This window comes from Borrelia hermsii DAH, assembly GCF_023035675.1.
GTDB lineage: Bacteria > Spirochaetota > Spirochaetia > Borreliales > Borreliaceae > Borrelia > Borrelia hermsii.
In genome coordinates this window covers 825946-839888 of sequence record NZ_CP073136.1, presented here as the reverse complement: position 1 = coordinate 839888, position 13943 = coordinate 825946, and the positions used below count along the sequence as shown (strand labels likewise).

At 30.9% G+C, this 13943-nt stretch carries 18 protein-coding genes and 1 tRNA gene; 4 read left to right on the top strand and 15 right to left on the bottom strand.

Features of this window, described 5'->3' with window-relative positions; genetic code table 11:
* Positions 1-16 precede the first annotated feature (16 nt).
* The 15 genes from ftsH to bhDAH_RS03960 form a co-directional block, all read right to left on the bottom strand.
* Positions 17-1924: an ATP-dependent zinc metalloprotease FtsH gene (gene ftsH / locus bhDAH_RS04030; protein WP_012422534.1), complete on the bottom strand. Its 1908-nt coding sequence runs from the start codon at positions 1922-1924 to the stop codon at positions 17-19.
* Positions 1921-3237 (bottom strand): tRNA lysidine(34) synthetase TilS, encoded by a 1317-nt coding sequence (gene tilS / locus bhDAH_RS04025; protein ID WP_411431480.1) that lies wholly within the window; start codon positions 3235-3237, stop codon positions 1921-1923. Before tilS ends, ftsH begins: the two co-directional genes overlap by 4 nt.
* Complete coding sequence (pth, locus tag bhDAH_RS04020; RefSeq protein ID WP_012422532.1) at positions 3237-3803, bottom strand: aminoacyl-tRNA hydrolase; 567 nt, start codon at positions 3801-3803, stop codon at positions 3237-3239. The genes tilS and pth overlap by 1 nt, the downstream gene beginning before the upstream one ends.
* 6 nt (positions 3804-3809) lie before the next feature.
* Positions 3810-4358, bottom strand: a complete 549-nt coding sequence (locus tag bhDAH_RS04015; RefSeq protein WP_012422594.1) for a 50S ribosomal protein L25/general stress protein Ctc — start codon at positions 4356-4358, stop codon at positions 3810-3812.
* 23 nt (positions 4359-4381) lie between these two features.
* A tRNA-Gln gene (locus bhDAH_RS04010) sits at positions 4382-4453 on the bottom strand.
* 63 nt (positions 4454-4516) lie between these two features.
* Positions 4517-4807, bottom strand: a complete 291-nt coding sequence (gene spoVG / locus bhDAH_RS04005; protein ID WP_012422531.1) for a septation regulator SpoVG — start codon at positions 4805-4807, stop codon at positions 4517-4519.
* 99 nt (positions 4808-4906) lie between these two features.
* On the bottom strand, positions 4907-5257 hold the full coding sequence (rsfS, locus tag bhDAH_RS04000; protein WP_043924499.1) for a ribosome silencing factor: 351 nt from the start codon (positions 5255-5257) through the stop codon (positions 4907-4909).
* Positions 5232-6416 (bottom strand): LCP family protein, encoded by a 1185-nt coding sequence (locus tag bhDAH_RS03995; RefSeq protein WP_012422529.1) that lies wholly within the window; start codon positions 6414-6416, stop codon positions 5232-5234. Before bhDAH_RS03995 ends, rsfS begins: the two co-directional genes overlap by 26 nt.
* Complete coding sequence (gene nadD, locus bhDAH_RS03990; protein ID WP_012422528.1) at positions 6417-6989, bottom strand: nicotinate (nicotinamide) nucleotide adenylyltransferase; 573 nt, start codon at positions 6987-6989, stop codon at positions 6417-6419. It abuts the gene before it with no gap.
* Between the two features lie 91 nt (positions 6990-7080).
* Positions 7081-8064 (bottom strand): GTPase ObgE, encoded by a 984-nt coding sequence (gene obgE, locus bhDAH_RS03985; RefSeq protein WP_012422527.1) that lies wholly within the window; start codon positions 8062-8064, stop codon positions 7081-7083.
* 22 nt (positions 8065-8086) lie between these two features.
* On the bottom strand, positions 8087-8332 hold the full coding sequence (rpmA, locus tag bhDAH_RS03980) for a 50S ribosomal protein L27 (protein WP_012422526.1): 246 nt from the start codon (positions 8330-8332) through the stop codon (positions 8087-8089).
* The gene (locus bhDAH_RS03975) at positions 8319-8651 is read right to left on the bottom strand and encodes a ribosomal-processing cysteine protease Prp (protein ID WP_012422525.1); all 333 of its coding nucleotides are present in this window, start codon (positions 8649-8651) and stop codon (positions 8319-8321) included. Before bhDAH_RS03975 ends, rpmA begins: the two co-directional genes overlap by 14 nt.
* Complete coding sequence (gene rplU / locus bhDAH_RS03970; protein ID WP_025406796.1) at positions 8651-8965, bottom strand: 50S ribosomal protein L21; 315 nt, start codon at positions 8963-8965, stop codon at positions 8651-8653. The genes bhDAH_RS03975 and rplU overlap by 1 nt, the downstream gene beginning before the upstream one ends.
* A 104-nt stretch (positions 8966-9069) precedes the next feature.
* Positions 9070-9600: an adenine phosphoribosyltransferase gene (locus bhDAH_RS03965; protein ID WP_043924498.1), complete on the bottom strand. Its 531-nt coding sequence runs from the start codon at positions 9598-9600 to the stop codon at positions 9070-9072.
* A 32-nt stretch (positions 9601-9632) separates the two neighbouring features.
* Positions 9633-10169, bottom strand: coding sequence for a DUF2147 domain-containing protein (locus tag bhDAH_RS03960; protein WP_025406794.1), 537 nt, complete (start codon positions 10167-10169; stop codon positions 9633-9635).
* 260 nt (positions 10170-10429) lie between these two features.
* Here bhDAH_RS03960 and flgF point away from each other — a divergent pair, with 260 nt between their 5' ends.
* The 4 genes from flgF (at position 10430) to bhDAH_RS03940 (ending at position 13941) form a co-directional block, all read left to right on the top strand.
* On the top strand, positions 10430-11278 hold the full coding sequence (gene flgF / locus bhDAH_RS03955; protein WP_012422521.1) for a flagellar basal-body rod protein FlgF: 849 nt from the start codon (positions 10430-10432) through the stop codon (positions 11276-11278).
* A gap of 12 nt (positions 11279-11290) precedes the next feature.
* The gene (gene flgG, locus bhDAH_RS03950; RefSeq protein ID WP_012422520.1) at positions 11291-12088 is read left to right on the top strand and encodes a flagellar basal-body rod protein FlgG; all 798 of its coding nucleotides are present in this window, start codon (positions 11291-11293) and stop codon (positions 12086-12088) included.
* Positions 12085-12723: a hypothetical protein gene (locus bhDAH_RS03945; RefSeq protein ID WP_012422519.1), complete on the top strand. Its 639-nt coding sequence runs from the start codon at positions 12085-12087 to the stop codon at positions 12721-12723. Before flgG ends, bhDAH_RS03945 begins: the two co-directional genes overlap by 4 nt.
* Positions 12724-12945: 222 nt before the next feature.
* The gene (locus bhDAH_RS03940; RefSeq protein WP_043924497.1) at positions 12946-13941 is read left to right on the top strand and encodes a flagellar basal body P-ring protein FlgI; all 996 of its coding nucleotides are present in this window, start codon (positions 12946-12948) and stop codon (positions 13939-13941) included.
* Positions 13942-13943: the final 2 nt, after the last annotated feature.

Below are 13943 nucleotides of genomic sequence, written 5' to 3'. Positions count from 1 at the left end.
CCCTTAAAAATTTTACTTATACATTGACTGTCTCCAGTTTAGGCTCTTTTAAACTTTTTTCATGATCACTCTCAATTATTTCAAATCCTAAAAGCTCTCTTACTTCATTATCTGTCAAAGTCTCCCTTGCAACTAAGGCTTTTGCAAGTTTAACTAACTGATCTTTATGTTTCATCAAAATATCTGACGCTTCTTTTAAACATCCTTCAAGAATTCTCTTAACTTCTCTGTCTACTCTATCAGCAGTATTCTCAGAATATGCTTTTGCTTTAGAAAATTCTTTTGGAAGGAAAATGGGCGATTCATCATCCACCAAAAATATTGGGCCTACATCTTCCCCCATACCCCACTCTGTAACCATTTTCTTTGCCAAATTAGTAGCTTGCATCAAATCATTCTGCACACCAGCTGTAGTAAAACCTAAATTAATCTGCTCACTAGCATAACCGCCATAACATATCTTAATCTTATCAAGAATCTGATTTTTATTTATTGAAAGCCTATCCTCCCTAGGAAGAGAAAAAGCAACTCCAAGAGCTCTACCTCTAGGAATAATAGTAACTTTATGTAAAGGATCAGCATATTCAAGATAATAATGAAGCAACGCATGTCCCGCTTCATGATAAGCTGTTTCAAGTTTCTGTCTATCAGTAATAGTCATAGATTTCTTAGCAACACCCATTAATATTTTATCTCTAGCTTCTTCCAAATCATGCATAAGAATCTCAGATTGATCATTCCTTGCAGCAATTAAAGCACCCTCATTAATCAAATTTGCAAGATCAGCACCACTAACACCAGGAGTAGCTCTTGCTATTACTCTTAAGTCAATTTCTTTTGAAAGTTTAGTCTTTTGAGCATGTATATTAAGTATTGCTTCTCTCTCTTTAATATCAGGAAGAGTCACTGTTACTTGCCTGTCAAACCTTCCAGGTCTAAGCAAAGCAGAATCAAGAACATCAGGTCTATTTGTTGCTGCCATCACAATTACATTAGTATATGTTCCAAAACCATCCATCTCAACTAACAACTGATTAAGAGTCTGCTCTCTCTCATCATGACCACCACCAAGACCAGCTCCACGACTTCTTCCAACAGCATCAAGCTCATCAATAAAAATTATGCAAGGAACATTTTTTCTTGCATTATCAAACAAATCTCTAACACGACTTGCTCCAACCCCTACAAACATCTCAACAAAATCAGAACCTGACATATGAAAAAAATTCACACCTGCCTCACCTGCAACAGCTTTGGCAAGCAAAGTTTTTCCTGTTCCAGGAGATCCAACCAAAAGAACCCCTTTTGGAATCCTTGCACCTATCTTTTCAAACTTTTTAGGATACTTAAGGAATTCAACTATTTCACTAAGTTCCTGCTTAGCTTCTTCCTGCCCAGCAACATCTTTAAAGGTAACCTTATTCTTTCCTGCCTCATACTTTTGTGCATTGCTTTTTCCAAATGAAAAAACCTTGCCTCCTCCACCCTGAGTTTGACGAAATATAAAAAAGAAGAAAACAAAAAATAATATCCATGGTAAAGTTTGAAGAATAACACCAATTAAAGATGATTGACTCTTGCCAGAACTTACTTCAACTCTCTTAGCCTTAAGTTCAGAAAGCAGATTGAGATCAAAATAAGGAATACTAGTAGAGAAATAAGATTTTCCTAAATTTGAATTCTTGACAATAAACTGAATTTGACTTTTATCAATTATTACAGCTGATTCAATTAAACCACTATCTAAATAAGTTTGAAATGTACTATAAGGCACGTTCTTATAATTTTCTCCGCCCCGCATAAAATAAGACATGAATATTGCTAAAATTAAGAAGACTATAACAAGAATCAAAATCCAATTCTTATTTTTCTTTTTATTATTAGATTTACCATTATTATTCAAATTATTATTGTTAATATTCATTCCTTTAAAAATCCTCCGAACAAAGATATATTAATTTTTTTAATAATGCTCTTATCACTCCACATTAAGTTTAAAGTATTTAAATCAATAATTCCAATTATCTTATCATTTAACACTAACAACATTAAATAAAGTGGATTATATCTTACAAACTTAGAAAAGAATCTCTTTGATTGTAATTTATTTTTAAAAAAACTATGCCTAAACTCATAAGAACAACATCTCAATGTTGGTATAGAATTATCCTCACACTCCAAATATTTTAACAAAATCTTACCCAAAGATAAACTATGATATTCATTAACTCTTAAGAAAAAATCAAAAGGCTCATGCATCTCTTCATCTCTCCTAAAGATAAGGTTAACCTTATCTTGACGCTTTTCTAAAAAAAACTCATTGGTTCTAAGTAAAATTTTACTTCTTTTATTAGCAGGATTTACCCTAAAAATCTCATTTAGAGCTCCATATGATAAATTTGACACAATGCCTTCCAAATTTAAAATCTTAAAAATACTTCTAAAAACCAAGTATTTTGGTAGACTGAAAAAAGTCATAGCATCAAAAGAATAATAATAATTACCCTTACTATAAGGGAGAAAATCCTTTTTATCAAAATAATCTACAAGATCACTTGAAAAATCAGATATTCTTTCCAAACCCCTTTCATATCCCTTAAAAATTTTTCCGATAACTGGCATAAGATTATTTCTAATTCTATTTCTTAAATACAAATCTTCATGGTTAGTGCTATCAACAAAGTAAACAATATTATTTAAAGAAAGAAATTGTTCAATCTCCTCTCTTGATACCTCAAGTAAAGGTCTAATAATATTGCCATTGATAATTGGAATACCAGAAAATCCATCCAAAAACGAACCCTGGAAAAATCTCATCACTAAAGTCTCAAATTGATCATTTTTATTATGAGCAAGAGCAATATACCTAGCCTCATTTTCCTTAAGAGCTTCCAATAAAGCATTATAACGATATTTTCTAGCCAACTCCTCAACTGACATACCAAGCTGACTAGACTCTCTCTTTATATCAACACTACACCTCTTTATTTGAAAAGTAATATTATGAAAATTACAAAACTTTTTTATGTGTTCTATTTCCAAATTTTGTTCAAACTCCGGTCTTATGTAATGCGCAAAATAAAATGCAACAATATTATTATTTAAATACTCCTTTAAACCCAATAGCAAAGTAGTAGAATCTGCACCTCCAGAAAAAGCAACAATTGATTTTCCTTTGGGCAGAGAATTTTTAAAGTAAAAACTTTCTATTTTTGTTACTATATCATTCCAAAACATCAAAAACTACTAGAATTAATAGTTGCAACTTTATGTTCAAAATTAGACTCATCAATGCCTAATATCTCTTCACTTAAAAACTCAAATACACTTTTAATACGCTCAAGCTCACTACCTCTAAATTTTGCAAGAACAAACTCTCTAAGACTAGATTCATTGTTACTGCCAACTCCAATATAAAGCCTACCATAATTCGTACTTCCAAGGCTTAAAGAAATAGAACGAAGTCCATTATGAGTAGAAGTACCCCCTACCTTTCTAAGTTTACACTTTCCCAAAGGCAAATCAACATTATCAACCACAACTAACAGATTAGCTATTTTCATATAAAACTTAGCAAAAACAGAAGGAAAAATATTGCCACTCAAATTCATATAAGTTAAAGGTTTAATTAAAACTATCCGTTTATTTTCAAAATTAAAATCAGAATATTCATAATTTTTTACCTTTTTCAAAGAAAGACCATTCTTTATAACCAAGTTATCTACAAGTTCAAAACCAACATTATGTCTAGTATGAAAAAAATTAGACCCGGGATTACCCAGGCCAACTATTAACAAATCCATAACTCTCTATTTTACAAGCAAAACAACTGAATTCTCATTCTCTTCAGAAAGTTTAACATTATCAGGAAGTACAATATCCTTAAAAGTTACTTGATCTCCCTTCTTAACAGGGGTCAAATCTACTTCAACGAATTCTGGCAAATTTAAAGGCAAAGACTTAACCTTGATTTTAGTTCGAAGCACACTTAAAGTACCACCTTCCTTAACACCAACAGAAGCTCCTACAAATTTAATTGCAATATCTCTTTCAATATCCTTAGTCTTATCAACCTCATAAAAATCAACATGATAAATAAGTCTTTTAGTAAGATTTTCGCTCACATCCTTAATGAAAACACATTTCTCAATTTTTCCGTCACTTAAAATCAAGACAGTATTATCTGTAAACTTTGCAAACTTATTATTAAACTCACTACTCTTAATTTTTATATGCAGAACATCACTTTCCTTTCCATACACAACAGCTGGAATCTCAGACTCTGCTCGTATTCTACGGGCACGCAAAGAACCAAAATCTAACCGACCTTCATATCTTAAAATCCTACTACTATCCACAATGAAACTCCTAATATAAAATACTGGGACGGAAGGATTCGAACCCTCGAATGCCTGGACCAAAACCAGGTGACTTACCACTTGTCCACGTCCCAAATACTTAATTACCCATAAGTCAAAAGGATACAAAATACAATACACTTTGTCAATAATGTTTCCTAGCCTATTTCAAGTTCAAGACTTGAAGGATTTTCCTTCACATACTCTTTAAAAATAGCACTTTGCAAAATCTCTCTAAAACTTTGATTAATAGGATGTACAATGTCCTTATACTCTCCGACCTTAGTTCTTCTATTAGGCATAACAATAAAAACTCCTTTTTGTCCCCTAATAACCCTGATATTATGCAAAACTAAACAATCATCAAAAGTAACCGTAACATATGCCAATAGCTTTGAACCGGGATTTTTATTATCAACTCTCCTAATTCTTACGTCTGTAATATTCACTCCTAGGCCTCCCTAAAATACATATTTTAAATCTAGAATATTTTTAATTTTTTGTAAATAATTCTTGCGATATTTTTATTTTTTTTAATTAAATAACTCTCAAGGATAAATAACTTCTCCCCTATCCCATATCTTTTCAAGCTCATAGTATTCTCTGGCCTTTTCACTCATCAAATGTATAACTAAACCTTCACATGAAATAATTGTCCAATCATAAATAAATCCCTTACCTTGAATACAATAATTAAAATCCCTTTCTTTAAAGAATGTCACTAATCTTTCAGCATGCAAAGCTTCCATTTGCTTAAATGATGAACATGAAACAATAATAAAAAAATCAGCCCAATTACAAACAGAACTAACATCAATACTTAAAACATCAATTCCACCAAAATCAGATATAATCTTGCATAGCTTCTTAATATCATCTATTTTTAACATATCTCCCATCAAAATCATCTCCCAAAATGATTATTACATCAGGACTCATATCAGGCATATCAAGTCCCAAAGTATCTACACGAAACTCAGAAATTGGTTTAATAGTTCTTGATCTAATTACATCTCCAACCTTAATGGCAATCTCCAAATTATCTGAATTATTTATTATTAAAGTATGAGAATAATTATGCCTATCTGCATTACCAAACCTTACAACCTTAAATTTAAAAGATTTAAAAATATCTGCTACATTCTTTGCAAGTCCAGCAGTCTTAGTACCATTTAAAACAACAACTCTAATTGCCTCTTCATTTCTAGTTTCACCCATTAAATCTCTATTTAAATTTTCTATCGACTCTTTAAGAACCGCTCCCCCATAATAAGGAAAAATAACTTTTATTAAATTATCATCATTATCCTTAAATGTCTCCTCTTGCCCCTTAATATTAATAAAAATAAGCCTCTCATTATTTATTTTATAATTAGTAAGAATATACTTAAATACGGTTTCAGAAAGATTAGTCTCTAACATGAAATACATTTTAGAGAAATAATCATACTCCTCTTTAAAATCAGAAAATTGTGTTAAAATTTTTTTAAAAAATTCCTTAAAAAACTCAGATCTTTCATCGTAAGAAGCAACATCTCTGAAATAACTCAAATAATCATAAGACTTATCTCCATCAAAAACAGAATTACCAGAAGGTATTAAGATAGAACGTACTAAACTATATATTTTAACAGGGTTTTTAACAAGAAGTCGCACTCCACCAAGATAGTCAATAAATTTCACAAAATTATTCTTTTTAAAACGAATATAATAATCAGGTTCATGATTTAACTGCCGGGATACTTTAGATAAAAATTCAACAAATCTATTCTTTTTATATAAGTCTTCAAACCAAGAAACATTTCCCTTTAAATCCTCATAACCTGTATAAACAGGAATATCTAAAAAGCCAACACTTCCTGTTTTTATATTAATAAAAATCTCTTGCATACTTAAAAGATTGTCACTCTCATCTTCTATAAGAAATAAAAAGCTAATATTACTCTTAGTATTTAATTCAAAATATATCTGCTCTCTTTTAGAACTATCAACAAAAAAAATTACAATACCACAAACTATTAAAATGATTAAAACTAAAAAAAATAACTCTTTTCTCAATTATTTACCTTTAACATATAAATTATTATTTTTAATATATCGCAAAACATCAAAGGGAAGCAAATAATCGACAGGTAATCCTTGCTCAATCCTATGCCTAATCTCTGAGGAAGAGATAGGAAATATTCTATTATCAATATAAGTATGTTTAAATCTACTAATGAGTCTTTCGCTGTAAATCCTGTGAACCACTACAAGATTAACAGATTCAACTATTTTTTCTGGATTTTTCCATGAATCAAAACTCTCAAAAAGATCATCTCCGATTACCAAATAGATATCATCATGAACATATTTATTCTTAATACAAGCAATAGTATCAACGGTATAAGTTATTCCGCCATTTACTATATCGCATTCATCGATAAACATATTCTTTTCATGTTGTACTGCCAATTTAAGCATTGCGATTCTATCTTTAACACTAATATTTTCAACACGCTTATGAACAGGTTTATGAGTAGGAATAAATAATATTTTATCAACATTTAGAAAATGCTCTAACTCCTTTGCTAAAAACATATGCCCAATATGAACAGGATTATAAGTGCCACCCAATATTGCTATTCGCATAAACCTCCCATATTATATACTGACAATATACTAATTAAAGCCTTAACAATATTGTTAATTTTGAGCTTTTAAAAAAGAAAAAATAATCTCCTTAAATTCTTGATAAAGCAAAAAGCTCACTAACAAGCTCATTTATTCCCGTATTATCATAAATAGAAATTCCTAAAACTCTCTCACCAACTAAAGCTCTCTTTAGCTGATTAAAATTTTCAATCGCACCTTCTAAATCAAGTTTATTAGCAACAATTATTCGCTTCTTACTTGAAAGTCCAATATCATATGCACTAAGCTCATTAACAAGAATATCATAAGCACTCATAAAGTTATCACTAGCAACATCAATTAAAAAGACCAGGATTTTGGTTTTTGAAATATGTCTTAAAAATTCAAAACCAAGACCTATTCCTTGACTTGCGCCCTCAATTAGCCCGGGCACATCAGCGATTACCAAATCATTATAAGAAGCCTTCAAAACGCCAAGATGCGGAAATCTAGTAGTAAAAGGATAATTTGCAACTCTTGACTTTGAAGCGGTTATTGTAGAAATAAGAGAAGACTTACCTGCATTAGGAAACCCAACAAGTCCAATATCGGCTATTAATGATAACTCAAGACGCAAATTCAAGGTAGCGCCAGATTCTCCAGGCTGAGCAAATCTTGGTGTCCGTTTTGTAGAACTTTTAAAATGTACATTCCCAAGTCCACCTCTTCCGCCCTTTAAAGCAATAACTTCATCATCAAAGTTCTGGAGCTCAAATAACATAGAGCCTGTTGCAACATCATAAATACAAGTATTTGGGGGAACAAAAATAACCAAATCTTCACCAGATGCTCCACTCTTTCTAGAACCCATTCCGGGCTTACCATTATTAGCAGCAAGTCTTTGGCCATTTTTATAAAGGGATAAACTTTTAAGATTTGCCTTAACCTTAAAGATTACATCTCCACCTCTTCCTCCATCACCGCCATCAGGACCTCCCTTGGTATTAAATCTTTCACGCAAAAAAGAAACACACCCTGCACCCCCATCACCTGAAGATACAGTTATGCTTAAAGAATCCTTAAGTATATGCAAATTAACCTCAACTATAACAATATTAAATAATATTTATATATTTTCGGCCTCTATAAGTCTTAAACTCTACTATACCATCTTTTAATGCAAATATTGTATAATCTCTGCCAAGTCCAGAATTCTTGCCCTTATGAAATTTTGTGCCTCTCTGCCTTACAATTATTTCCCCAGCTCTCACAAATTGCCCACCACTTCTCTTAACACCAAGCCTCTTAGATATAGAATCCCTTCCATTCTTAGAGCTACCACCACTTTTACTTGTTGCCACTAGTTTCCTCCAAAATTAATTTAATATCATAAGGATATTCAAAGCACAAATCCTTTACACCTTGTATTAAAAACTTACTATAATAAAAAAGGCTCTGCTTATCCAAACTTCTAAAAGAAGCCTTAAATTCCAAGTAACCTCTTAAAGAATTATCTACAATAAAATCCTCTTTCTCACAATCAAGAACACTTAAAAAAGTTCTTAAAATAAAAGAAAAGGAAGAACAAACTATATTAATATAATTATTCCCTCTAGCATGTCCATTAGCCAAAATATAAATAATTATATTATTACGGGTCTTTATTAAAACATTAATCACTAACTAACAATTATATCATCAACCAAAACATAAGAATAAGATTGACGATGTCCGATCTTTCGCTCGCTTGACTTTCTTCTTCTATATCTGTAAGAGATAACCTTTTTATCTCTCTTATCTTCTATATAGCTACACTTAACACAAGAACCTGCAACATAAGGTTTTCCTATCTTTACATCTCCATCCTTGTTTACAAGCATTACACTGCTAAATTCCAATTTGTCACCTTCACTAGCTCCAATCTTATCTATCTTTAACATCTCTCCCATAACAGCTTTATACTGCTTACCCTTTATTTCCAACAACGCATACATCACAATCACCTCTCAATGTTCAGCTAAATATTATAAATTCAATAAAATTTAAAGTCAATTATTCAAGCTTAATTAATAACATAAATTATTTATTAAATAAATTATCAAAAATACCTAACAAGAGAATTCAAACTATACTCCCGTAAAATATCTCTACCATTCATCTTTACAAGTTCAATGAAACAAAATATATCAGATACTACTCCACCCGCCTTTTTAAGTAACATAGCAGCTGCTTTTAGAGTGCCTCCGGTAGCTAAAATGTCATCAACTAACAAAATATTTGAATGTTGTTTAACATCATCTTTATGTATTTCAATACTGCTAAATCCATATTCAAGCTCATACTCCTCTCTTAATACTTGCCTTGGGAGCTTACCTGCTTTTCGAATTAGTAAAAGAGGTAAACCCATTTTTAAAGCCAAAGGCGAACCAATAAGATACCCTCTTGATTCAATAGCAGCAATGCAATCAATTTTTCTTGATGCATAAAAAGCATGAGCATCTTCCATTAAAGATTTATATGCTTCTGCTTGGAGCAAAACATTAGTAATATCATAAAAAAGTATACCTTCCTTTGGAAAGTTAGGCACTCTCATAATAAACTTATCATAATATTCCGTTTTATCTTTCATTGATATTTCCACAAATTAATATTTATCCTTCTTTATTCCTCTGCCACAGGCGGATTTGGTACTATGCCTTCTACATCTAGCTTTGGAATCTCATCTTCTTTAGCTCTTGTCCAAATCTTACTCCTACCAAAAATCCACACCTTACCCTTGGTAACAAGATTGCCCGTTTTTGGATCTACCCTCATTTCAGAAGTATAAATCTTGCCATTCTTAGGATCAATAATCCTACCCTTATCCCATTTGCGAGAAGACTTAACATATTTAAGCCCCCACATAAAATCAAGACCTTCAGTAGTTAAATGATCAAAACCTACAACCTTAGAACCGGAAGGATCATTAATATCATGCACCTTCCCATCCTTTATTACATTTAAAATCCTACCATAAACTTTATCATTATATTTATAAACATAAATTACCGAATTTTTAACATTAGTAGTATCATCATATCCAACCCAATATCCTAAAACTTCACTACCGTCTTTTTTATTCTCTGTTTTTTCAGACTCTGCGAATGCAAAAAAAGAAAAACATAATAAAAACATAATTTTTAACACATCCTTACTCATACAAACTCCTAAAATTAATCTTTGAGTCAACAATTTAAATAGATCATGACAAGCAAAAATTATACATTTATTTTATACTTTTTGCAAAAGGGATAATTTACTTGTATAATTTAAATTATTTAATACAAAGTAATATTTCAAGCTTACTAAAATTAAAATGTAAAACCAAAATACACATAAATAGTAAAGCAATTAGAATTGATGTATAATAAGCTTTAGTGATAAAATTAATGAGCCAAAGAAAACAATGAGGATTTAATGTGGTAAGAGGCATTTATACTGCTGCCAGCGGAATGATGGCACAAAGACACAGATTAGATGTTATTTCTAATAATTTAGCAAATATTGACCTTGCGGGATATAAAAAAGATTTATCCGTACACAAGGCCTTTCCTGAAATGTTAATTAGACGGCTCAATGATGATGGTCTTTACAAACTGCCCAAAGGATATCTGGAAACAGCACCTGTTGTTGGCAAGCTTGGCACAGGAGTTGAAGAAAATGAAATATATACGTCCTTTGAACAAGGACCGCTAAAAATAACCGGAAATCCTCTTGACTTAGCATTAACTGATGAAGGCTTTTTTGTTGTTCAAACACCAGAGGGAGAGAGATATACAAGAAACGGTTCTTTTACACTTGGACCAGAAGGTATGCTTGTTACAAAAGATGGATATCCTGTGATTGGAGAGAAGGGACACATATATCTAAAAGATAATAACTTTAAAATAACGGATCAAGGACAAATATTTCATAACACAACATTTGAAGAAAATCCCAAAAGACTTGTAAGTGAATATGAAAATTCGTGGGAAAACTATGAACTCCTTGATAATCTAAAGATTGTAAATTTTGAAAAAACAAGATTTTTAAAAAAACAAGGAAGTTCACTCTGGAACAGAACAGAAATATCTGGACAAGCTAAAAACATCGAAATAAATTCAAGACCCAAAATTGAAACTGGTGCTTTAGAAGGATCAAATGTAAACGCCATTAACGAAATGGTATCAATGATTACAGTTAACAGGGCCTATGAAGCAAATCAAAAAACAATACAAACTGAAGATTCACTTCTTGGAAAATTAATTAACGAAATTGGAAAATTTTAAGGAGGTTAGTTTATGATGAGGGCGCTCTGGACAGCAGCTAGCGGGATGAAAGCCCAACAATATAATGTAGATACAATTGCTAATAATCTTTCAAATGTAAACACTACGGGATTTAAAAAGATAAGGGCTGAATTTGAAGATCTAATATACCAAACACAAAGAAGGGCAGGAACTCCTGCGACTGAAGATACAGTAAGTCCTCTTGGCAATCAAGTTGGACACGGAACAAAAGTATCAGCAACACACAGAATCTTCGAACAAGGCAACCTACAAGCCACCAATTTGAACACTGATGTTGCAATTGAAGGTAATGGATTTTACAAAATTCTTCTACCAGATGGCACTTACGGCTATACCAGAGACGGTTCATTCAAAATCGATGCAAATGGAGCTCTTGTAACAAGCCAAGGATACAAATTATTACCTGATATATCCTTTCCTGAAGGATATATAAAAGATTCTATTACAATATCTCAAGAAGGAATAATATCTGTAAAAGTGGATGAAAGCCCAGAGCCGATTGAACTTGGTCAAATGGAAATTGTAAGATTTGTAAACCCAGCAGGTCTAAATGCAATTGGAAATAACATATTTAAAGAAACCATTGGCTCTGGAGAAGAAATATCAGGAACCCCAGGAAGTGATGGAATGGGTAGGCTAAGGCAAGGTATCCTTGAAATGTCAAACGTATCAATTGCAGAAGAAATGGTAACAATGATCGTTGCACAAAGGGCTTATGAGATAAACTCAAAAGCAATTCAAACCTCAGATAATATGTTAGGAATTGCTAACAACTTAAAAAGGCAGTGAAAACACTCACAAGTAAACTTGTATTCTATCTATTTACAATAAATTTATCGCAAATAATGCCTTATGAGACCTGTTTTACAATATCTCCTAGTAAGGTATATTTTTTCTCAAAAGGGTACTCAAAAATATGCAATAATAATAATTTGTCACAAATTTACATAGGTTCACATTTTAAGCAAAAACACATAATATTTGAAATGATTAGCTATATTACAAAGGATCTAGCAAGTAAAAATATTTACATACTACAATTCAGTTTTGATGAATCAGAAATAAATATAGAAAATAAATTCTCCACCAATGTAAAATTTAAAACAATAAAAAGCACACTATATAAAAATATACCAATACAAAAAACTTTAGTTTACTATGCAAAAAAATTTGAAGACTACAAGAAACATAACAAAATAAATATGTATATTGACATAATAGAACCCATTGTATTTGCAAAAACAGATTTAAAAGCAGGTCAAAGTTTAAACGAATATAATGTTTATTTTAAATATCAAATAAACACAACTAAACACAATGAGATTTTAAGCTTAAACGAATTAAATCAAAGTAAATACATGGTATTACAAAATATAATGAAAAATGATGAGATTAGGCTAAATAAAATACAAAAACAACAATAATGCATGTTTAAACATATCAACTCTTAACTCTGTCATTAGCTTTATTTATCGAATATAATGATGAATAGATCACAAGAAACCTTTCCTTTAATTTTATAATTGAACTTTACACTGTCGAGCAAACCCAAAGCAAAAATGAATCAACTAAAAGCAATTGCAATAATATTAACAATAATATTAAAATAAAGGTAGATTATATTGCCATACAAAAGGAATAGAATCATGAAAAAATTGATAATTCTAGCCATATTAAACTTAAAGATAGTCCTAAGTGCGTTCGCACAAGAAAATCAACCTTCAAAAAATTTTTCCAAGGAGAATAACACTATAAGTCAAATAAGTGAACAAATAAAGTTAAAAAATATCGCTGAAATAAGATCTACTGATTCATATACATTAACAGGAATTGGAATAGTGGCAGGACTTACTGATAAAGGAGATTCTCTAAGGGGAAAAGAAATTTTAAATAAAGCTTTAAACCAAATCGGCATCAATGAAATAGATCTAACAAATATAGGAAGCAAAAATATCGCATTAGTAAGCGCAACAATCACAATAAATGGGAACATGATTAAAGGTGCAAATCAAAATGTTTACATAGCATCTATGCTAGATTCAAAAGACTTAACAAATGGTATTCTTTTAAGAACAGAATTGAAAGACAAAGAAGGAAAAGTACTAGCAACAGCATCAGGCCCAATAATAACTAACTACAAATCAAAAGGTACAGGATACATATTAAACGGAGCAACAATACATGAGAATAAAGACTACACGCATTACAATATAATTCTTAAAAAGGCGGATTACACATTAGCAGATTCAATAAGTAAAAATTTAACAAGCAAGAATATAAAAAATAATATAAAATCAGGAAATATCATAGCAATCGAGATCAACGAAATTGGCTTGCTAAGCGAAATTGAAAAAATAGAAATAGAAACTATGCCTAAAGTTCTAATAAGTGAACAAAACAAAATCATTATAGCAAGTACAAATGCAGAAATAGGGCCCCTTATACTTTCAATTGAAAGAGATGATAAAAACTTACTTAACAATAAAAATAATGAAAAGATAAAAATAAAAATACAAAAGATGAAACTAAATGAATTTATATCAAAAAATTCAGATATGTTTAGCAATGAAGAATTAATAAAAATAATTAAGGCAGCTAAAAAAATTAATAAATTACATGGAGAATTAATCCTGGAGGAATAAAC

Excerpts from the sequence above, each read along its gene's own strand:
- ftsH (WP_012422534.1), bottom strand. The coding sequence starts at position 1,924 with ATGAATATTAACAATAATAATTTGAATAATAATGGTAAATCTAATAAT.
- tilS (WP_411431480.1), bottom strand. The coding sequence starts at position 3,237 with ATGTTTTGGAATGATATAGTAACAAAAATAGAAAGTTTTTACTTTAAA.
- pth (WP_012422532.1), bottom strand. The coding sequence starts at position 3,803 with ATGGATTTGTTAATAGTTGGCCTGGGTAATCCCGGGTCTAATTTTTTT.
- rsfS (WP_043924499.1), bottom strand. The coding sequence starts at position 5,257 with ATGGGAGATATGTTAAAAATAGATGATATTAAGAAGCTATGCAAGATT.
- nadD (WP_012422528.1), bottom strand. The coding sequence starts at position 6,989 with ATGCGAATAGCAATATTGGGTGGCACTTATAATCCTGTTCATATTGGG.
- rplU (WP_025406796.1), bottom strand. The coding sequence starts at position 8,965 with ATGTATGCGTTGTTGGAAATAAAGGGTAAGCAGTATAAAGCTGTTATG.
- bhDAH_RS03965 (WP_043924498.1), bottom strand. The coding sequence starts at position 9,600 with ATGAAAGATAAAACGGAATATTATGATAAGTTTATTATGAGAGTGCCT.
- bhDAH_RS03960 (WP_025406794.1), bottom strand. The coding sequence starts at position 10,169 with ATGAGTAAGGATGTGTTAAAAATTATGTTTTTATTATGTTTTTCTTTT.
- flgG (WP_012422520.1), top strand. The coding sequence starts at position 11,291 with ATGATGAGGGCGCTCTGGACAGCAGCTAGCGGGATGAAAGCCCAACAA.
- bhDAH_RS03940 (WP_043924497.1), top strand. The coding sequence starts at position 12,946 with ATGAAAAAATTGATAATTCTAGCCATATTAAACTTAAAGATAGTCCTA.